Here is a 19323-nt window from a genome sequence, read left to right as displayed (position 1 = left end):
TGGTTATCAAAAAACACGGGGTTCCTGAATTAGATCTTCTTTAACGAGTACATAATCATTGACGACATTTTCTTTCTTCTTTTTTTTCATGGCAACTGCAACATAGCCATTGTCAAAAAGCGTTTGAAGTATTTCTCTACTCTTTAAACGCCAATCAAGTGCAAGCTCAAAATCTTCTTTTTTTAATTGTTGAAAATTAATAGGAACCGGTACTAGGATTTGTTCGATTGTCCGATTTTTTAAAATCCTTTCCAAAGTAGAAGTAACGTCCATTAATTTAGGCAGACCTTTTTCTGTTATTTCAATTTGAAATGGAGATTTTTCATTCCTTACATCGATTTGCTGTTTTTCCTCAATAAATGGGCTATTGAACCACCATTCCACTTTGAATCTGTCAGATGGAAGACCGGAGTTTAAGGCATCCATCATGTCGCCATAACAATTTTCAACATATGTACGGCAAATCGCGTGCAGCTTCGATAAATTAAAATAACCATTTCTACTTTCAAGCGGGTCATACGTCCATGTCATCATCGAGTAGCCCAGTTCAAGCGATTTTTGACGTTGCACTTCCTTTAAATGGGCTCCAATTCCTTTTTCCTGGTGTTCTGGGTGAATCCCAAGAATATGCGAGCATAAATAGGACTTTCCGTTTTTAAAACCGGCAAAGCCGTAGCTAAATCCAACTAAGGTTTCATTTATGTATGCCCCTAATATTAATCCTCCATTTTGAATAGAGGTGAAGGTTTGGTGGAGGGGAATAGGGGGTTCGTTCCATATTAGATTTTCAAGTCGTTGTACGTCCATAAGTTCGGAGTATGTAGTTAACTCTTGGATGATAATTTGCGGTGGCTCTGCTGGCACATTATTTTCCTCCCCATTTTTAAATTCTTATTTCATTATACAAAAAGGAAAAATTTGATGCACGTCAAAGCCCTGTTCGTGTTTAATCCCTAAAATGAAGATAGAATCAATAAAACATATTAAAAGGGGAAATGAAAATATGAAAACTGTAAAATTTCAAATGGAAGAACTAACATGTCCAAGCTGTATCAAAAAAATTGAAGGAGTGTTATCTAAACAAGAGGGAGTTTCAGAAGTAAAAGTCCTTTTTAATTCGAGCAAAGTGAAAGTAATCTTTGACGAAAATCTTGTTTCCGCGGAAAATCTTGCTTCAACGATCAAAAAACTAGGCTATCAAGTACTAAATAGGAAAATTTCGTAAGCAAGGAGGGAAAACGAATGAAAAGAAAGAACAGAGCCACAATCGTATTACTATCAGGTATTTTATTAACGGTGTCTTTTATATTTAATTTCGCAAACTTAACCCTTTTGAAAAACGCAGCATTAATAACCGCCACAATCATTGCCGGCTATCCCATTGTAGTGAAAGCATGGCAGGCACTTCGAATGAAGGCGTTTAGTATTGAATTACTCGTAACGATTGCCGTCATTGGAGCCCTGTTTATCGGTGAATACGTTGAGTCAGGGGCTGTCACATTTCTATTCTTATTCGGTGCCTACCTAGAAGCCCGCAGTCTAGAAAAAACACGATCCTCATTAAAATCATTAATGGATATGGCACCACTGGAGGCAACAGTGATTAGAGGTGGAAAAACAGTCGTAATTCCGGCTGATGAAGTAGAAGTGGGAGATCGAGTCCTCATTCAATCTGGAGAAAAAATTGCAATCGATGGAACAGTTATTATTGGACAAGCATTTGTGAACGAAGCAGCGATCACAGGAGAATCTGTTCCCACCCGCAAACAAATAGACGACACTGTTTTTAGTGGAACGATTATTGATAACGGGTATATTGAGGTGATTGCCGAAAAAGTAGGCGAAGATACAACCTTTTCAAAAATTATTGAGCTTGTTGAGGAAGCGCAGGAATCAAAAGCCAAAACACAAAAGTTTCTTGAAAAATTCGCCTCCTTTTACACACCTGCCATCTTACTTTTATCGGTTATTGTATACATCTTTACTAAGGATATCGAGCTAACATTAACCTTCCTTGTCATTGCCTGTCCGGGCGCCTTAGTTATTTCCGCCCCAGTATCCATTGTGGCTGGAATTGGAAATGGAGCTGTTAAGGGCATCCTTATTAAAGGCGGAGACGTAATGGAAAAGCTGGCAAAAACAGATGTTTTTGTATTTGATAAAACAGGAACATTAACAAAAGGACAACCCGAAGTCACTGCTATTAAAACATATGGGATGAATGAAATCACCTTTTTGACAATGGTTGCCGAAGCTGAAATTATTTCAGAACATCATTTAGGGCAAACAGTTGTGAAGGAAGCTCATAAAAGAGGTCTGCCATTAGTCTATAAACCAACACATTTTGAAGTGGTAAAAGGAAATGGGATTGGAGCAACCGTAAATCACAATCATCTATTAATCGGGAACCGTAAATGGATGACAGCTAATCAAGTGAATATAGATAAGGAAATACAAGTCTATGCTACTGACCAAGAAAAGAAAGGCTATACTGCTATTATTGTTGCTGTGAATAAAACAATAGCTGGTGTAATTTCCATTGCAGATCAAATCCGTCCGGAAGCGGAAGAAAGTATACAAAGTTTAAAACAAAGTGGGATTAAACAAATCTATATGCTAACTGGCGACAACAAACATGCGGCAGAAAAAGTAGCAAACCAACTTGGTATTGATGGAGTATTTGCAGAACTTCTCCCTGAAGATAAAGTAAATAAGATAAAAGAGTTGAAAAATAATGGATTTAATGTTGCAATGGTAGGAGACGGTATAAATGATGCCCCAGCTATTGCAACAGCTGACATTGGCTTTGCAATGGGTGGTACAGGTACCGATGTCGCAATGGAAACTGCAGATGTAGTTATCATGGCGGATAAACTAGAAAAATTATCAGAAGCCCATAGATTAGCAAAAGCAACAATCAGAAATATGAAGCAAAATATGTTCTTCGCGGTGGGTACGGTCATTTTTCTATTAGTTGGTGTACTGCTAAAACAGGTCTTCCTAGCATCTGGTATGCTGATCCATGAATTAAGTGTATTAATTGTCATTATGAATGCATTAAGACTTGTCTATTTTAGGAAAACTAATAAAAAGAACAGGAGCTCTCTTAATGGAACATTGCTGCCATCATCACGATGAAAATAATCAAGATATGAAAAGTCTTTGTATATCGATTGTCCCGATTTTTAATCATTTGCAATTTAATGAGATGCTTGAAATTGTCAAAACGAGCAAAACGAAAACCTATAAAAAAGGGGAAATGGTATTCAGGGCGGGTGAACCTTCAGATCATTTGTATATTGTGCACAAAGGACAGGTGAAAATTTACCGCCTGTCCGAATCTGGGAAAGAACAATTAATTCGGATCATGGAGCCCGGCGACTTCATGGGGGAGCTAGCTCTTTTTACTGATGAATCATTAACAAGCTATGCTGAAGCAATGAAGGATACTGAAATTTGTGCTATACATAAAACTGAAATGAAGGAGATGTTGTTATCTAATCCTTCCATTTCGTTAAAAATTATTGAAGAATTCAGCAGAAGATTGAACGATACGGAAAAAAATATCGAAAGCATTAGCTCTCACGATTCAGAAAAACGTTTAGCTTCTTACTTATTAGGGTTATCAGCAGGTAATGATGAAGTTGGAACCGATCATGAACCGATTCAAATTACCTTGCCAATGAGTAAAAAGGACTTAGCCTCCTATATGGGAATGACTCGCGAAACGTTAAGCAGGCGGTTGTCATCCTTTCAAGACCAAGGTCTGATTTCTATGACCGGTCAGCGCAAGATTACCATTTTGGATGTGGATGCACTAAGTGAAATTGAGAATGGGGAGAACTAAAGGTTAGATACCTTTATCAATAAGCCTTTTTTGTTGAGTCTTCCTAGAACTTTTTAGTAAGATAAAATATAATTGATATCACTAATTTGAAGGAGGGTCAACATTGAAACCGATTAACCCAACGGAAGTACAAAACAAACTCGATGAATTCAATGAACAAGATCTTTATTTACATTTAGAAACAACAAATGGTGCCTATGCTTCCCATAAAGACCAATCTGTTATGACAGTAGGGGCTTATATTCGGAATGGATTAATTCGTTACCAGCATGCCAAAATCACAGGAAACGGACCCTATCGTGTGGGTATGAAATTGGAAATCGGATGGGTATATGCAGAAGGCTTGACCCACTGGGAAGTCGATGAAAAAAATCGGCTATTATTAGCGGGGCATGATGCAAATGGGAAACTTGCTGTAGCGTGTCAGTTAAGTAAGGAACCATTTTAGAGAGGAGTGTATGACCGTGGAAATGGAAAGACATGTTTTAGTTATTCTTCCACACCCAGATGATGAGGCCTTTGGGGCTTCAGGAACAATCAGCCTACATAGTGAAAAAGGGACACCTGTTACTTATGCTTGCTGTACCCTTGGTGAAATGGGACGTAATATGGGGAATCCGCCCGTTGCGAATCGCGAAACACTCCCATTAATTAGAAAAAATGAACTTATAAATGCAACTAAAGCTATTGGTATTACAGATTTAAGGATGCTAGGTTTACGTGATAAAACATTGGAATTTGAGGACATTGATGAGCTGGCCGATCGTTTTCGAGCCATTATTGAAGAAGTAAACCCATCACTCGTCATTTCATTTTACCCGGGCTATAGTGTCCACCCGGACCATGATGCTACAGGGGCAGCTGTTGTTCATGCAATGAAGCAAATGCCAAAAGAAGCTCGCCCTAAATTACAATGTATGGCATTTTCGAATGACTGTTTTGAAAAATTAGGAGAACCGGATTTAGTTGTTGATATCACTTCTGTTCAAGATAAAAAAATTGCCTGCATTCTAGCCCATGAAACGCAAACAAGTGCCGTTATGGAAAATTTGTCTGAAAAACTATTGAATAAGGATCCTGATGCATTAGCATGGATCAGTACTGAACGCTTTTGGACGTATAGATTTGCTTAAGAGGACTCGATTATGAGTTCTTTTTTTTGGGGTTCATCCTACTCTCTCTTTAAGTAAAATAGCTTTGCATATGAATGAAAGGTAGAGTATACTTTAATTGTATGTTCTATATAAAGAACGAATGTGTTTTTTAGAGGTTGCGTTCTTAATAAAATGTTGGAGGGAGGGATTTTCACTTAATTAATATTATGAAGGGGACATAATATGAATGGAAAGAAAATTCGGGACCTACGAATGAAGAAAGGGATGTCATTAACAGAGCTGGCAAAATTATCGGGAATTTCAAAGTCTTATTTGAGTTTTATTGAACGAGGAAAACAGACAAACCCAAGCATTGAAGTGATTGAAAAAATTTCAAAAGCATTAAGTGTTGACCTTCAATCATTACTAACTTCCAATAAACTACAAAAACAAATCGACCCCCAAAATCTAGACAAAGAAGTGATACAGCTGGCGATTGAAATGAGTAATTCAAATATCGATAAAGAAAAATTAAGACAGTTAATAAATCTGCTAAAATAAAAAGCTGGGATGAATTAGTAAAACCATTCCATCCCAGCTTCTTTTTTATTCATTTTCATTATTTTTCCGTTGTTCGATCTGCCATTTTGTGAATTCTAAAAATTCACGAAATTGTTCTTTACTTACCCCAGATTCTGCTGCTTCCTGAGCTAGCTTTATCCATTCCGGATCTAATGAATCTTCATTGGCCCCAGCATTTATAAGTGATTGAACACTTATATCTAAAACTGCTGCTATTTTTTCTAAAAATTGAACAGAGGGATTAGATTGAATATCCCGCTCAATCGAGCTTAAATAGGATTTTGCAATACCTGCCTTTGCAGCCAAATCTGATAGTGAGAGCCCCTTCTCTTTTCTAATTGTTTGGATACGTTTCCCTATCATTGATATCTCCCTAAGCGTATGATTTATAATAACATCTTATCATGAATGTTCATTATTAGAAAGGCTCATATCCTACATTTCAACATTGTCGCTATTATTTCTTAAAAATACCCTTATGTCCTCAATCGATAGTCCCATTGATTTTGCAACTAAAAGTAATTGTAACCACTCTAAATCAATTGTGGGTAGTTTAATGTCTTGAGTCTGAGAAGACTGTGTACTTTGAGTATCCATATTTCCCCCTGGTTTATTACTTTTGGTAGCCCAGCTATCAAAGTTATGCCTTAGATCTGTGGCTTTGCGTCCCTGTTTTGCAAGCAGGTTTGCCTTTTTCAAAGTATGGATTTTGACTTTCGAACAAAATCTTCTGTATTGCTAATAAGAATAATTTTTTATTGGATGCATCCCCCTTGTTGGATAAATTTATTAGTACTTTCGTTTTAGTGAATTAGGGAATTTGTAATAGTTCATCTAATTTTATTATAGGGTTTCCGATTTATTGCTACCTTTTCAGGGTGAAATATCGACAAAAATACATCAAACGTGGAAAGCCATATTTTTCTAATTCTTATAAAGATATGATATCATTTTAAGTAATACGTATGAAAGAAAGGATGTATAATTTGTCTCTTGAAAATGTAAAAGCTCATTTTAAAAAGTGGAATCGTGAAAAGGATGTCATGGAATTTGATACTTCAAGTGCAACGGTTGAACAAGCCGCTGAAACTATTGGGGTTATTCCAGCACGAATTGCAAAAACATTATCATTTAGAGGAGAAGACGAAAAAGCGATATTAATTGTTGCTGCCGGCGATGCCAAAATTGACAACAAGAAATTCCGCCAAACATTTGGTTTCAAAGCCCGAATGCTCACGCCGGATGAAGTTCTGGAACAAACAGGACATGCCATTGGTGGAGTGTGCCCGTTTGGCTTGGCCAATGATTTAGATGTCTATCTCGACGTCTCCATGAAACGCTTCGAGACCGTTTTCCCCGCCTGCGGAAGCACAAACTCCGCGATCGAATTAACAATTGAGGAAATAGTTCAATATTCATATGCAAAAGAGTGGGTCGATGTTTGTAAAAACTGGGAAGAAGATGGGTTAGAAGAAGCGGCTGTATAGTTTTGCTTCGATAGCAATAGGGGGAGGAACTGATGTTATCTATAACTGATGCAGCCAAAACAGAATTACAAAAAAGATTAAATAAATCAGAAACAAAGAAATTCATTCGTCTGCAACTACGCTTTAGTTGTTGGGTAAAGCTGAAATTAACTTTGGATGAATCCATTCACCCAAATGACGAAGAAATCATCATCGACGGACTCCATTTTATCATTGATAAAACCCAACTCCATTACTTTAACAATAACCAAATTGATTATGTGCCAGATCAAACTGGTTTTATGGAATTTGTTGCAGAAGCAGTCTAATTGTAAAATGTTTATAAAAAGTGCCCTATAGGGAAGTCATTGAAAGACTCTCTATAGGGCATTTTTACTTCATCTTAACCGGCTTTGCCGTCAAAATATAACGGTCAGGTGCAGTCCCAACAAATGTGAACGGGTAGCAGGTCGTCACTACAAGCTCTTCATTAGGAGCGGTCGATTTAATAATTGTTCGATCATCTGCATCGACTATTTTTGTACTCTCAATTTTGTATTCAAAGCTCCCGTAGGGGAGTTTAACAATAAAAACATCACCAACCTCTAACTCTCCCATTCTCCGAAAAACAGTATCCCGATGACCAGATAAAACAATTTGATCTCCTTCGGTTGGATAGGCTGTTCCTTTGTAATGACCAACCCCTTTTTCAAGGTCATTGTCAGATGTTCCTTCCACAATCGGGAGTTCAGCATTAAGCTTTGGAATTTCTAGAATTCCAACCGTTTCACCATGGAATGGATTAAATTCTTCATCTTTTTTTGTATGATGGTCTTCATTTAGGTGATTATTTATTTGTTGGTTATGATCCTCTAGAATCTTATAAGCCTCCTTTAGAGTATTTTTTTGTTCCTCCTTTGAATTGAAATATTGAAAAACACCAATTCCAATCAGGACAATACCAGCAATGATGATGATGATAGCTATTTTTTTGACCATTATCTTAATCCCCCCTCCAAGTTTATTCGTTCTACTATTGTTCAATATATAGAACGAATGGTTCTTTATAAAGTTATGAAAAAGTAAGGTAACAGGAGAAAAAAGGAGGAAAAGCTTATTTTTTGTTCGTTATTAAGAAAATAAGGCTAATTTTCAGATTTTTCAAAGTAATCCTTTTATCATATACTCAACTTGTGAGTTCGATATAAAGAACAAAAACAACAAACCGGAACATGGGAATTTAAACTTAATAACATGTTCGTAGAAAAGAACAAATGTGTAGGAGGCGGTTAATCATGGAGTACAAATCCACGAGAAAGGGGTGGAAATGTGAAAAAAGTATGGAAGGTCATTAGCGGGTTAACAACAACCATGTTATTTCTATTATTAATAGTTATGGTCATAGCTGTTATTTCATCAAAAGCCTCTGGTGGAGGACCGAACCTTTTCGGCTATCAATTAAAACCTGTTTTTTCTGGCTCAATGGAACCGACTTTTATGACAGGTTCAATTATTGCTGTAAAACCAGTTGAAGATCTAACTAGGTTAAAGAAAGATGATGTTATAACCTTTATGGAATCTCAAGATAAACTAGTTACCCACAGAATAATCGAGGTCATAGGTAATGGAGAAAATACAATGTTTAGAACTAAGGGTGATAACGTTGAATCCCCGGACTCGAATCCAGTTTTAGCTGGAAATGTAGTTGGTGAATATACTGGATTCACCATTCCAAATGCTGGTTACTTCATGGATTTCGCCAGATCAGCAAAGGGGGCAGTTATTTTATTAATATTACCAGGTGTATTACTTTTACTCTACTCGGCAGTATCAATCTTTAAAGGATTAAAAGAACTTGAAAAAGCAACTAGAAAAACAGAAAATGATAATCCGGTAATAAACGGTTGATCTTCCTATAAAAAAATAGGAATTCAATATAAAAAAACAAAACATACATACCTCGAAAATGACGAGGTAATAAATGAGGAGGAAAAGAAAAATGAGTATTAAAAAGAAATTAGGTTTAGGAGTAGCATCGGCAGCATTAGGATTATCATTAATTGGTGGAGGAACTTGGGCAGCATTTAACGACATTGAGACAGTTGGCAGTAGTTTTGCAGCAGGAACATTAAACCTTGATGTTAATAATGGTGATGGTGCAACGGCATTATTTGACCTCTCAAACCTGAAGCCTGGGGATACTATGGAAAGAGAGTTTTTATTAAGTAATGCAGGTTCATTAGCTATTAAAGATGTATTAATGACAACAGCTATAACTTCATTTACACAAGGTGAAAATGAATATGTTAATACACATGGTGCTACTGATAACTCTCAAGAAGATTTCCTTGATCAATTTAACGTAAATATTATCGATGTAGATAGACAAATTACCGTAGTTCAAAATAAAACCTTAAAAGATTTATTGACTGAAACACCAAACTTGGCACCAACTAATACTAATGATCCAAGATATTCTGGTATTCCACTTAATCCAGCCGATACTGAAAATATAAGAATTCAAATCACATTTAAGGATGATCCTACTGTTGGTATTAATGGTGAACAAGATCAAAACAAATACCAAGGTGATTCTGCACAAATTAGCTTTACACTTGAAGCAACACAATGGGCTGGTTTAACAACTGATCAAACAAAAGATAATGGATATTTAGATATTAACAAGGAAGCAAACTCTAATTAATGATCTAGTTTTATAAGTAAAAAGGCGGGTATGACTCGCCTTTTTAATTATAGTTATTTCACTCTCATATAGTCATTCATTATAAAAAATGAATTAAGGAGTTTCCATGAAAAAACGAATGATTATTCCCGCAATCATATTTGCATTCTTGGTATTTTTGATGATGCCGTCAACTCTTCAAGCCGAAAGTACTTCACAAATTGATATAGGTACGAAAACTAATGGATATTTATTCGATCTTTCAAATTTGAAACCTGGAGATCGGGCTTATCGAATTCTTACAATCCAAAATAGAGGACAAAGAGATTTCTCCTATAACACAACGGCTAAATTTCAAGGTGGAGATGAAAAATTATACAATGAATTTTTACTTAAAGTATCTGATGCAAATGGAACTTTACATGAAGGATATTTAAAAGATTTTAGAGGATTAACTCCAAGATTTTTGAAATCAATTAATGAAGAAGATTTGATGTTTGAATTGGAGTTTCCGTATGAACTAGGCAATGAATTCCAAGGACTAGGATTTGAAGTTGAATTTAGGTTTATTGTGGAAGGCTATGACCCACCACCGGGTGGAGGTGGTGGAGGCTCTGGAGGAGGTTCTGACAACCTAAGTAACCCTGATAAACCAAATACTCCAACTCAACCTGGAGATCCAGAAAACCCGGATGACTCGATTATACCAGAAGATCCGGGTGACCCACAGGAGCAAACTAATCCATTAGAGCTCCAAGACCCGGATAAAATATACCCGCAACATCCAATTGATCCGGAAAAACTGAATTCCCCCCCAGTTGATGGGCAAATATTGCCGTCTACTGCCACAAATACTTTTAACTTTGTACTTGGGGGTTTTGCCCTACTAGCTATAGGGGGAATCTTATTATTCTTTCGAAGAGAAAGAACAATGGTTATAAAAAAATAATCTGACTTTGATGGTTTGCGTTATCAAAGTCAGATTATAAACATTTTTGTTCTTTATAAAAAACAAAAGCATCAAAATGATTATAAAAGGAATTTTAAACAGGTGGTTAATGCTTATGAGAAGAAAGCGATCGGCTAGAAAAAAGAAAATGAGAAAAAAAGCATTATATCAAACAGCAAGTTTAATTTCAATTGCTGCTTTTGGGATTGCCCAAGTCACACCATCTTCCCATGCCGTTTTTTCTCATTCAGTCACGATTGAAGATAGAGGAATTACAACATCATTTGTTTTTCCGGAAACGATTGAGGGGCTTGTAAATGAGATTAAAGTCGAAGTGGAGAAGGTGGCAACTGCAAGGGAACTGGCTGATAGTGTGTACGGAAAATTGGAACAGGCAGAAAGTTCAGAGCAAGCAAATAGTGAAAATAATTTAGGAGAGATATTTGAAACTGCAAAAGCTTCAGAAAAAACCGCCATAGATAAAATGAATCAACTTAATATTTATTTAGTACAAGGGAAGATGGAAGTTATCGATGATGAATCGGCTATCAATATATTAAACGTTATTGAAGAGGGAACACAAGCTGCAACGGAGCTATTGGATTCAATAGTAATAATGGTAAAAGAAATAGAAGAAATGAAGAACCAAGTGAATGTCATGATTACAGCTATGGCCCAAGCAGAGGCAGCCGCCCTTGAAAAAGAAATGATTGCAGAAATAGCCCAAAAAGCATTGGAGGGTCTAATGAATGCGAATACAGATGCCGCGGGCCTATTAACAAAATTAGGACCTGACTTTGATTTAAATGCATTTCAAGCTTTTATAAAAGAACTGGTTAAAAGTCAAGCTGATTTACAAAAGGCTTTAGAAGATGCGGAAAATTATGTGAATGAACTAAAAACCTATATCGATGGAACAAAGAAAGTGGCATCACCTGAAGTTCTTGAGGAAGCAAAAGCAAACTATGAAAAAGTCCAACAAGCAATTGATAGTCTAAAAGAAACGATGGAAAATACAAAAACAACAAATACGGAAGTACAAGCAAAAATTGAACAAGAAAAACAAAGACAGGAAGAGGCAGCACAAAAAATTGAACAAGAAAGAATAAAACAAGAAGAGGAAGCTAAAAAAGCTCAACAAGAGCTTGAAAGCCAAAGTGCACCAGCAGCAGGTGGCGGATCTTCCAATCCGGAAACTCCACCAGCGGAACAAGTTCCTAACCCAGAAGTGCCGACTACTGGAGAGGGCGGAGGCGGTGCACCAAATCCAGATCAACCACCAGTGGGAGGTGAAGAACAAAATCCGAGTACTCCACCAGAAGATGGAGAACAACCAAATCCAGATCAGCCACCTGTAGAAGAGGTACAACCAAATCCGGATCAACCACCTGTGGCGGGTGAAGAGCCGCCGGTAACTCCTCCATCAAATGAAGAAGGGCAAGATCAAAATGACCAATCAGATGGTGGAATTGAGAATCAACCGGCTCGTCCTAATGATGAAGATTCTCAATCTGGAAATGAAGATGACATTAACCCGGATCCTTCTGCCAATGATAACGAACACCCTGAGGCAGAGCAGCCACCTAATTCTAATCAGAATAATCCGACGGACAAGGATGGTCAGGATGTTAGTAGTAACGATACTGAAGAAACAAAAGAAACTGAAACAATAAGCTCTGAAGAAACTACAACAGCTGAAGCTACACCTAACGGAGATGAAACACAATCAACAAGTGGCAGTGAATCCATAGAAAGAGACACTGTAGCGTCACTGAATGCTATAAAAATGGAACAAGACTTTTATTCATTTGAAAGCCTGATTTTAAATAGAAGAGATGAAGAGAATGATTTGTTTGATGGAACAGCGGAAATTTTTAGTCATGATGTTCAAAAAGACATAATTACGATGGATAACAATCATAAAGTAAAAATTAATATTAGAACGTATTTGCCATCAAAATGGAACAAAAGATTATGAAAAAGTACTTTTTTAATAGTTTAAGAATCATCTTTTTCGCATTTCTTCTATTATGCTGCTATATTACCATTTCAAGCAAATTGGGTGGAGAAACATTTCAAATTGGTGGCTTACAGATTATAAATGTTTTAACGGGATCGATGTACCCTGAAATCAAACCTGGATCGTTAATTATTGTAAAAAAGGTTAACGATCCGGAAAACCTGCAGGTCAAAGATGTGATTACCTTTCAATCACCAAGAAATGAAAAACAATTAATCACACATCGAATAGTTAAAGTGAAAAAATTGGATTCTAAAATTTACTTTATAACAAAAGGGGATGCAAACCTTACTGCTGATGTAGAAGAAGTGGGGGCTGCTAGCGTTTTTGGTAAATATCAAAACATATCCATTCCTTATGCGGGGTATGTCTTACAACTGACAAAAACAAAAATGGGTTTTATCGTGTTTTTCTTAGTCCCAGTTTTTGTATTGACCATCTCTACATTAAGTAATCGCTGGTCACCTTTGATCTTTAGACGAACTATTGGTTATGGTGGTGGAAGTAATGAAAATCAAAGCATGGATTAACAGAATCTTTACTACTATATTAGCTGCAATTCTATTGCTCCTTGCTTTTACCGTTATTGTTTCAAAGGTATCTGGACGTAATCACGATGTATTTGGATATGAACTGAAAATAGTATTATCAGGTTCAATGGAACCTACTTTTATGACTGGGTCCATTATTGCCATCAAACGCGGGGGAAATATGACAAGATTTCAACCAGGTGATGTTATAACTTTTAAAAAGAAAGAGAAGATACTCGTTACTCATCGAATTGTTGAGGTTAGAAAAAATGGAGGAAATGTGCTGTATGGTACAAAAGGCGACCATAATATAACCGCTGACCGTGATTTTGTGCCATCCGAGCATGTTATCGGCCAATATACAGGCTTTACAATACCATATGCCGGTTATTTGTTTTCCTATGCATCCACAAAACTTGGTAGTGCATTACTGTTGATCATCCCTGGGTTTCTTTTAATAGGGAACTGCATGTTTTCATTATGGAGGGAATTTACTGAGTTAGAGAAAAGTAGTAAACAATCGGTAAAGATAGAGGAAATATAGAAGCAATTATATTCCTGAAAAAGTGCACAGCAACAGGGCGCTGTGTACTTACCGTTGAAAATCTTGGAGTTAAAACAGGTGATAAAATGTTTACTTATAAAAATATAAAGAACTACTCGTTTTTAATGATTGGCTTATTATTAATTATAGCCTCAATCATCCCTAAAGGGGCATGGTCTTATTTTAATGATGTTGAAGAAATCCCCAACACTCTAGCTGTCGGTACCTGTAGTTTTGAAGCAATAACAACTCCATTTGATTTGAAAAACATGTTTCCAAATCGCGATGGCCAAACAAAGACAATGAACATTACACTGAAAAACAATGGGTCTTTCTTTATCGATAACTTGAGTTTAGAAGCAATCCTAGATAAAAAAAATTATAACGGTAATGGTGTGGCATCAGCAGAAAATTTTGCTGAACAATTTGATTTAAACTTTTATGCAAATGGCGAGTTACTTAATGAACAAACCTTGACACTTGCTCAAATAGTTGCTCCTAATAAGCCCTTAAATATTGCGGCATGGTTTCCAGAACAGGGATTAAACGGGGGGCAACAATTGAATCTTACGGTTGAATTTTCGTTTGTTTTAAAACATAACAAGTACAAAAATAAATTTGAAGGTAAATCACTCCCTGTTGAATTTAGGGTTGTTGGCATTTGTGGTAGTGGTGATGATGGTGGCGACCCAAGTAACCCAGGCGAACCTGGAAAATGGGATAAGAGTTCATTAAGCTTTAATGGACCATCTGGCATTTCTAATACGCAAATTTTTGCAACTGTAAAGAATGGATCCGGCTCAAGAGATATGCAAGGCCCAGTTAGGTATGAAGTATACTGGATTGCCAGTGGAAATCCAAAGGGTGGTACTGTTGTTGCCAGTGGCGAAATTCCAGCATTGGACTCTGGGGAATCCTACAAACTAACCTATACTCCAACAAAAGCAGGGGTCTATAAATTTAAAGCCTACCAAAGACCTGGCCATCCTGGAAAGGGTGAGTTGTGGAGCTGGTCAATCGAAGTGAAATAAAAATTTTATATTAAAAAAATGGTAAAAGTAGTAGGATCCAACAATGATCTACTACTTTTATTTTTTTAAGGTGGCATTGGAAAAACTGATTACAACCAAGTCATGGTGGGACATCGTAGAAATCTAAAAGTACATTTCTTCTTTATTTCAATTTTTACAATTTGATTAAATCCAACAAATTTAATAGTATCTTTCCTAAAACCCCCATAAACAGTAAGTGGATACGAAATTTGTATTATAGAGGATAATCTTACAAATTGTGGGGAGGAAAATGAAATGAACAAATGGGTAAAGAAATCATTACCTTTAGCTGTTGCAGCAAGTATGGCTTTTACGGTAATTCCTGGTGTAGTAGACGCAAAGTCTGATAATGGCAAAGGTAATAATGGAAAAAGCAATAACAAAAAGGTGGAACAAACGTGGAAACAGCCAACCAAGAAGAAATATTATCTTAAAGATGTTGAAACACATTGGGCTAACCAAGACATCTATAAAATGTATTCATTAGGTCTAATGTCTGGCTACGACAATTTTACATATCAACCGAATAAGCCGGTTACACAACTGGAGGTTATTGCATCACTTGTTAGAGTATTGGAACTGGACGGCAAAGACCGGACACCAAAACTTTCTAATAAAAACTTAAAAGATGTTCCAAGTTGGGCGAAGACAAGTGTGGCCATTGCGATTGAAGAAAATTTACTCGACGGGAATAAGAATTTTCAGCCAAATAAACCGGCAACTCGCTTATTTATTACGAATTTGTTAGTTCAATTAGTTGGAAATAACATTGATGAGAAATGGGAAGATGCAACGCCATTATTTAAAGATATTGATAACTTAAGCAAAGAAGAAAAAGCAATTCTAGCATTCGCAGCATTAACAAAGCTTGTAAGTGGATATAGCGATAACACGTTCCAACCAAATAAACCTGTTACACGTGCTGAAATGGCTGTATTTATCAATCGTTTATTAAGTTATAAAGAAGATCTTGGCGACTATTATAATGAATCTGGAAATGGAACCGTTGTGTCCATAGATTCTAGGAATTCCGAGATTACTATTAAACAAAGAGTAAAAACAAACGGCGAATGGAAATATGTAAATAAAGAGTATACTGTTGATGAGGATGCAAAAATTTATGTGGATGGAAAAGCAGCGATACTTTCAAAATTAGCAGCCAATATGAGTATTGAATTTACAATTGATGAGGACGACAACATCATCTACATTAAAGCTAAGTCTATAGTTAAAGAGGTCAAAGACTATACTTATAACGGAGTAATTACAAAAGTAGATAACAATATCGTTTGGGTAAATGTGGACCGTGTCACTGTACCGTTCTTAATTAACGGTAATGTTAAAATCACCACGAAATCAGGCACAAAAGCTGTTATTGGCGACTTAAAAGTAGATCAAAAGATCGCATTTAACTTAAATTCGACAGGGGCGGTATCAGAGATTTTAATTGATGCTCAAGCTACAAATACAAACGATGAAATTAAGAGCTTATTGAACAAATTAGGGGACCTAAACAAAATTGATCTTGAAATCAATGGTGACAATAATACACAAGTAGATATTTTCTTTGAACGTAAATCTAATTACGGTTACGAAGCACAAGTGAAGATAGTAAGCGAAAATAAACGTTTCGAGCTTTCCGGTAAAACGGCCTTAACTTTCTTGGCAAACTTTATTGAAAATGAAAATATTGATTTCAGTGATGATGATCAGTCAGAGGTTGATGAATTTGTTAATGACTTAATTGATGAATACAATCTTACTGATGCTGATATCGATGGGGTAATCGTGATCGATAACAAAACCTTTAATCTATAAAAATAACGAGAGAGGGCATGTCTGCTTAGACCATGCTCTCTTTTTATACCCATTTTACATTCCCAACCCTTAAATTGTAATATAAAGGTACCATTCTTGAATATAGTCCATCTTAAGACGGGAGTAGAAGTACAGTGCTGACATATAGAACATTTGATTATTGGGATGAAGAAATTTGGAATAGAGCTAGGCCAATCTATGAAGAAGCCTTTGGCAAACATGGTGCAAAAAGTACGGCCGTTATCCGCAATATGTTTCGAAAACAAATGATTTTTCTTCATATTGTTATGGATGAAACAGAAAACAACCCGAAAGTAGTTGGTATGGCTATTACGGGTAAACTAAAAGCCTTTAATTCCTTGCTTATAGATTATTTAGCAATTAAAAAGTCATACCGAAATCAAGGCATTGGAGCATTGTTTGTTCATTATATAAAAGAATTGGCTCTTACGAAATTTGACTGCGATAGTATGGTATTAGAAATAGAAGCTACTGAAGATCCGATTCATCAAAAGCGAATTCAGTTCTGGGAAAAGTGTGGGTTTCATCTGACAGATTATATTCACGACTACAAGGTTGTGCCCGAGCCCTATCAGGCGATGTATCAAAAGCTAACACCCCAATCGAACATAACGACAGATGGGAAGGAACTGTTTAAACATTTAGGTAATTTCCACCGTAAATGCTTTCAAGGGGTTAAAAGTAATTCAATTAAAAAAGCCAATCATTCCTAAATAGGAAAGACTGGCTTTTCAAATCATCCATTTTCATCAGGAAGCGAGCGGAAAAGTAATCATAAATTTTGTTCCTTTTCCTTTTTCACTTTCAACTTTAATTTCACCTTTCATCGTTTTAATAATGTTGAAGACAATCATCATTCCGAGGCCAGTTCCTTCTTCCTTTGTTGTAAAATAAGGAGTTCCTAATTTACTAACCTCATTTGGAGTCATCCCAACACCATTATCGATAATATCAATCGAAATTCGATTGCTGTTTTTATTTGCTTTAATCCAAAGTTCACCGCCATTTTCCATAGCTTCAATAGAGTTCTTGATTAAGTTAATAAAGCATTGGCGGATTTTTTGACGGTCACCTAAAATCATACATTGATCATCGATGTTATCAACTTCGATTTTTACTTTATGTGATTTTGCAAAAGGCTTCATTAAATTTACAGAATAAGAGAGTTCTTTCGAGATATTTATGCTTGTCATACTATCAAACTCAGGTTTTGTAAGCGCCAAAAACTCATAGATGATATTTTGAGCACGCTGGAGCTCTTCTAATATATAACCCACGTATTCTTTTCGTCTTTCCTTTGAATCTTCATCCTCCAATGCTTCAACGAAACCTTGGGTAATTGTAATCGGATTTTTAACCTCATGAGATATACTTGCGGAAATTTGCGTTAATATACTCATTTTTTCTGCTTTAATAAGTTCTTTCCGCATTTGCGCATTGTATTTCATCGTTTCTACTAAGTATACAACAAGTCCCATTGACAACCCCTGGACGACAAAATATTTTATAGATATTGGCTGAATTTCAAACGGTGTTTGTAAAACTAAATAAGATAAAAGTATTACAAGCACGGCCGCGATTTCTGCTATTATAATAGTAATCAATACTTTTTGATATAGCTTCAATTTAGAATAACGGTTGGAAAGCAATGGTACACACAAGCAAATTGAAGAAATAACAAAAAAGTTAACATAAATACCGTCGCCGCCGAGAAAAAAACGATAGGCAAATACAGTTATAAATAGCCAACTGCTAAAATAATAGCCCCCATATAATGCTCCGATAATAAGAAGTACATGTCGTAAATCAAAATGGAAGCCAGGGAAGAACTCTATTGGAAAACTCATGCAGATTATAAGCGAAATAGAGAGCATGATCGCAAATCCTGGAGTTTTCAAATTCGAATTAACTCTGTCCTTATCGAGCCAAAACATTTGGAAAATAAAAAGCGGCAACAACATAAACAAAACGTTCACAAGCAGCCTTTCCAACTCATAGCTCATTTGATTTCTCCCCCCTATCAAATGTTCACAAAACTTTCAGAAAAAGTACATAAAATATACACATTTCTAGATTCTATTATACAGATATCGGAAAAAGGATTCCGTGATATTCATCACTAGGAATTTCCTTTTTCAATGGGTGTTCCTAGTTGTAATTCAAACATGGTAAAATAATAGATGATTAACTAATGATATTACATAGACCATAATAAGATGGGGGATTAGCGTGAAAAAAGTCAAAACAAACGCCATGCGTATTTTAGATAAAGAAAAAATAGACTATACGATGATGTCATACAGTGCAGATGATGGAAAAATTGATGGTGTTTCAGTTGCAGAAAAAATTGGTAGAGAACCGGGAGTAGTCTATAAGACATTAATTTCCCAAGGTGCGAGTAAAGCCTATTATGTGTTTGTAATTCCGGTCGAAGAGGAACTAGATCTAAAGAAGGCCGCAAAGGTAGTAGGAGAAAAGAAAATTGAAATGATTCCGGTTAAGGAGATAACAAAAGTATCAGGTTATATTCGCGGCGGTTGTTCACCTATTGGAATGAAAAAACTATTTCCAACCTATATTCATGAAGCAGCAAGCTTACATGAAACAATCATCGTGAGCGGTGGACAAATTGGTCTGCAAATAGAAATCAAGGTCAATGATTTAGCAAAGGCTGTAAATGCAAATTTAGCTGACTTAATCAAATAAACAATTCCATC

23 protein-coding genes and 1 riboswitch are annotated in these 19323 nt (G+C 36.1%); of the genes, 18 read left to right on the top strand and 5 right to left on the bottom strand.

The window, feature by feature from the left end:
* Positions 1–6: 6 nt before the first annotated feature.
* Complete coding sequence (locus P9E47_RS13305) at positions 7–864, bottom strand: GNAT family N-acetyltransferase (RefSeq protein ID WP_326163663.1); 858 nt, start codon at positions 862–864, stop codon at positions 7–9.
* A 139-nt stretch (positions 865–1003) separates the two neighbouring features.
* Here P9E47_RS13305 and P9E47_RS13300 point away from each other — a divergent pair, with 139 nt between their 5' ends.
* The 6 genes from P9E47_RS13300 (at position 1004) to P9E47_RS13275 (ending at position 5502) form a co-directional block, all read left to right on the top strand.
* Positions 1004–1225, top strand: coding sequence for a heavy-metal-associated domain-containing protein (locus P9E47_RS13300; RefSeq protein ID WP_003329504.1), 222 nt, complete (start codon positions 1004–1006; stop codon positions 1223–1225).
* Positions 1226–1242: 17 nt separating this feature from the next.
* Positions 1243–3138, top strand: a complete 1896-nt coding sequence (locus P9E47_RS13295; protein WP_326163662.1) for a heavy metal translocating P-type ATPase — start codon at positions 1243–1245, stop codon at positions 3136–3138.
* Entirely contained in the window at positions 3110–3847 is a 738-nt protein-coding gene (locus tag P9E47_RS13290; RefSeq protein ID WP_326163660.1) for a Crp/Fnr family transcriptional regulator, read from the top strand. Before P9E47_RS13295 ends, P9E47_RS13290 begins: the two co-directional genes overlap by 29 nt.
* A 103-nt stretch (positions 3848–3950) precedes the next feature.
* A complete protein-coding gene (locus P9E47_RS13285; protein ID WP_326163658.1) occupies positions 3951–4295 on the top strand; it encodes a YojF family protein in 345 nt (114 codons plus the stop codon).
* A 22-nt stretch (positions 4296–4317) separates the two neighbouring features.
* Entirely contained in the window at positions 4318–4980 is a 663-nt protein-coding gene (bshB2, locus tag P9E47_RS13280; RefSeq protein WP_326163706.1) for a bacillithiol biosynthesis deacetylase BshB2, read from the top strand.
* Between the two features lie 204 nt (positions 4981–5184).
* Entirely contained in the window at positions 5185–5502 is a 318-nt protein-coding gene (locus P9E47_RS13275; RefSeq protein WP_003329510.1) for a helix-turn-helix domain-containing protein, read from the top strand.
* 45 nt (positions 5503–5547) lie between these two features.
* Here P9E47_RS13275 and P9E47_RS13270 read toward each other — a convergent pair whose 3' ends face one another.
* Positions 5548–5886 carry a helix-turn-helix domain-containing protein gene (locus tag P9E47_RS13270; RefSeq protein WP_003329511.1) on the bottom strand — a complete coding sequence of 113 codons (339 nt, stop codon included), beginning with the start codon at positions 5884–5886 and terminating at the stop codon, positions 5548–5550.
* A gap of 72 nt (positions 5887–5958) precedes the next feature.
* Positions 5959–6120, bottom strand: a complete 162-nt coding sequence (locus P9E47_RS13265) for an anti-repressor SinI family protein (protein WP_157382040.1) — start codon at positions 6118–6120, stop codon at positions 5959–5961.
* Between the two features lie 21 nt (positions 6121–6141).
* A riboswitch (cyclic di-GMP riboswitch) is annotated at positions 6142–6224 on the bottom strand.
* A 285-nt stretch (positions 6225–6509) separates the two neighbouring features.
* Between P9E47_RS13265 and P9E47_RS13260 the strand changes: the two genes are divergently transcribed.
* Both P9E47_RS13260 and P9E47_RS13255 read left to right on the top strand, forming a co-directional pair.
* Positions 6510–7010: a YbaK/EbsC family protein gene (locus P9E47_RS13260; RefSeq protein WP_326163657.1), complete on the top strand. Its 501-nt coding sequence runs from the start codon at positions 6510–6512 to the stop codon at positions 7008–7010.
* Between the two features lie 32 nt (positions 7011–7042).
* Positions 7043–7318, top strand: coding sequence for an iron-sulfur cluster biosynthesis family protein (locus P9E47_RS13255; protein WP_003329514.1), 276 nt, complete (start codon positions 7043–7045; stop codon positions 7316–7318).
* Between the two features lie 64 nt (positions 7319–7382).
* On the opposite strand, the gene P9E47_RS13250 is transcribed toward P9E47_RS13255, so the two are convergent.
* Entirely contained in the window at positions 7383–7988 is a 606-nt protein-coding gene (locus P9E47_RS13250) for a class D sortase (RefSeq protein ID WP_003329515.1), read from the bottom strand.
* 330 nt (positions 7989–8318) lie between these two features.
* Between P9E47_RS13250 and sipW (P9E47_RS13245) the strand changes: the two genes are divergently transcribed.
* The 9 genes from sipW (P9E47_RS13245) (at position 8319) to P9E47_RS13205 (ending at position 17319) form a co-directional block, all read left to right on the top strand.
* Complete coding sequence (gene sipW, locus P9E47_RS13245) at positions 8319–8897, top strand: signal peptidase I SipW (protein WP_003329516.1); 579 nt, start codon at positions 8319–8321, stop codon at positions 8895–8897.
* A 91-nt stretch (positions 8898–8988) separates the two neighbouring features.
* Positions 8989–9693, top strand: a complete 705-nt coding sequence (locus P9E47_RS13240) for a TasA family protein (RefSeq protein ID WP_326163655.1) — start codon at positions 8989–8991, stop codon at positions 9691–9693.
* A 106-nt stretch (positions 9694–9799) separates the two neighbouring features.
* Positions 9800–10621, top strand: coding sequence for an LPXTG cell wall anchor domain-containing protein (locus tag P9E47_RS13235; RefSeq protein ID WP_326163653.1), 822 nt, complete (start codon positions 9800–9802; stop codon positions 10619–10621).
* A 115-nt stretch (positions 10622–10736) separates the two neighbouring features.
* Entirely contained in the window at positions 10737–12599 is a 1863-nt protein-coding gene (locus P9E47_RS13230; RefSeq protein WP_326163651.1) for a hypothetical protein, read from the top strand.
* Complete coding sequence (locus tag P9E47_RS13225) at positions 12596–13171, top strand: signal peptidase I (protein WP_051015736.1); 576 nt, start codon at positions 12596–12598, stop codon at positions 13169–13171. Before P9E47_RS13230 ends, P9E47_RS13225 begins: the two co-directional genes overlap by 4 nt.
* Positions 13149–13715: a signal peptidase I SipW gene (gene sipW / locus P9E47_RS13220; protein WP_003329522.1), complete on the top strand. Its 567-nt coding sequence runs from the start codon at positions 13149–13151 to the stop codon at positions 13713–13715. Before P9E47_RS13225 ends, sipW (P9E47_RS13220) begins: the two co-directional genes overlap by 23 nt.
* An 86-nt stretch (positions 13716–13801) precedes the next feature.
* Positions 13802–14746, top strand: a complete 945-nt coding sequence (locus P9E47_RS13215) for a TasA family protein (RefSeq protein WP_326163649.1) — start codon at positions 13802–13804, stop codon at positions 14744–14746.
* Between the two features lie 276 nt (positions 14747–15022).
* On the top strand, positions 15023–16585 hold the full coding sequence (locus tag P9E47_RS13210) for an S-layer homology domain-containing protein (protein ID WP_326163648.1): 1563 nt from the start codon (positions 15023–15025) through the stop codon (positions 16583–16585).
* A gap of 134 nt (positions 16586–16719) precedes the next feature.
* The gene (locus tag P9E47_RS13205) at positions 16720–17319 is read left to right on the top strand and encodes a GNAT family N-acetyltransferase (RefSeq protein ID WP_003329525.1); all 600 of its coding nucleotides are present in this window, start codon (positions 16720–16722) and stop codon (positions 17317–17319) included.
* 36 nt (positions 17320–17355) lie between these two features.
* On the opposite strand, the gene P9E47_RS13200 is transcribed toward P9E47_RS13205, so the two are convergent.
* Positions 17356–18609 carry an ATP-binding protein gene (locus tag P9E47_RS13200; RefSeq protein ID WP_326163646.1) on the bottom strand — a complete coding sequence of 418 codons (1254 nt, stop codon included), beginning with the start codon at positions 18607–18609 and terminating at the stop codon, positions 17356–17358.
* Between the two features lie 226 nt (positions 18610–18835).
* Here P9E47_RS13200 and ybaK point away from each other — a divergent pair, with 226 nt between their 5' ends.
* Positions 18836–19312, top strand: coding sequence for a Cys-tRNA(Pro) deacylase (gene ybaK, locus P9E47_RS13195; RefSeq protein ID WP_003329527.1), 477 nt, complete (start codon positions 18836–18838; stop codon positions 19310–19312).
* Positions 19313–19323 lie beyond the last annotated feature (11 nt).

This window comes from Schinkia azotoformans (assembly GCF_035811335.1).
In the GTDB taxonomy this organism is placed as follows: Bacteria; Bacillota; Bacilli; order Bacillales; family Bacillaceae_J; genus Schinkia; species Schinkia azotoformans.
Note: the sequence above shows the minus strand (reverse complement) of the source record. Positions and strands in the feature narration are given on the sequence as shown.

Excerpts from the sequence above, each read along its gene's own strand:
- bshB2 (WP_326163706.1), top strand. The coding sequence starts at position 4,318 with ATGGAAAGACATGTTTTAGTTATTCTTCCACACCCAGATGATGAGGCC.
- P9E47_RS13210 (WP_326163648.1), top strand. The coding sequence starts at position 15,023 with ATGAACAAATGGGTAAAGAAATCATTACCTTTAGCTGTTGCAGCAAGT.
- P9E47_RS13200 (WP_326163646.1), bottom strand. The coding sequence starts at position 18,609 with ATGAGCTATGAGTTGGAAAGGCTGCTTGTGAACGTTTTGTTTATGTTG.
- P9E47_RS13225 (WP_051015736.1), top strand. The coding sequence starts at position 12,596 with ATGAAAAAGTACTTTTTTAATAGTTTAAGAATCATCTTTTTCGCATTT.
- P9E47_RS13265 (WP_157382040.1), bottom strand. The coding sequence starts at position 6,120 with ATGGATACTCAAAGTACACAGTCTTCTCAGACTCAAGACATTAAACTA.
- P9E47_RS13295 (WP_326163662.1), top strand. The coding sequence starts at position 1,243 with ATGAAAAGAAAGAACAGAGCCACAATCGTATTACTATCAGGTATTTTA.
- P9E47_RS13250 (WP_003329515.1), bottom strand. The coding sequence starts at position 7,988 with ATGGTCAAAAAAATAGCTATCATCATCATCATTGCTGGTATTGTCCTG.
- P9E47_RS13235 (WP_326163653.1), top strand. The coding sequence starts at position 9,800 with ATGAAAAAACGAATGATTATTCCCGCAATCATATTTGCATTCTTGGTA.
- P9E47_RS13290 (WP_326163660.1), top strand. The coding sequence starts at position 3,110 with ATGGAACATTGCTGCCATCATCACGATGAAAATAATCAAGATATGAAA.
- P9E47_RS13255 (WP_003329514.1), top strand. The coding sequence starts at position 7,043 with ATGTTATCTATAACTGATGCAGCCAAAACAGAATTACAAAAAAGATTA.
- sipW (WP_003329522.1), top strand. The coding sequence starts at position 13,149 with ATGAAAATCAAAGCATGGATTAACAGAATCTTTACTACTATATTAGCT.
- P9E47_RS13240 (WP_326163655.1), top strand. The coding sequence starts at position 8,989 with ATGAGTATTAAAAAGAAATTAGGTTTAGGAGTAGCATCGGCAGCATTA.
- P9E47_RS13270 (WP_003329511.1), bottom strand. The coding sequence starts at position 5,886 with ATGATAGGGAAACGTATCCAAACAATTAGAAAAGAGAAGGGGCTCTCA.
- P9E47_RS13230 (WP_326163651.1), top strand. The coding sequence starts at position 10,737 with ATGAGAAGAAAGCGATCGGCTAGAAAAAAGAAAATGAGAAAAAAAGCA.
- P9E47_RS13215 (WP_326163649.1), top strand. The coding sequence starts at position 13,802 with ATGTTTACTTATAAAAATATAAAGAACTACTCGTTTTTAATGATTGGC.
- P9E47_RS13300 (WP_003329504.1), top strand. The coding sequence starts at position 1,004 with ATGAAAACTGTAAAATTTCAAATGGAAGAACTAACATGTCCAAGCTGT.
- P9E47_RS13275 (WP_003329510.1), top strand. The coding sequence starts at position 5,185 with ATGAATGGAAAGAAAATTCGGGACCTACGAATGAAGAAAGGGATGTCA.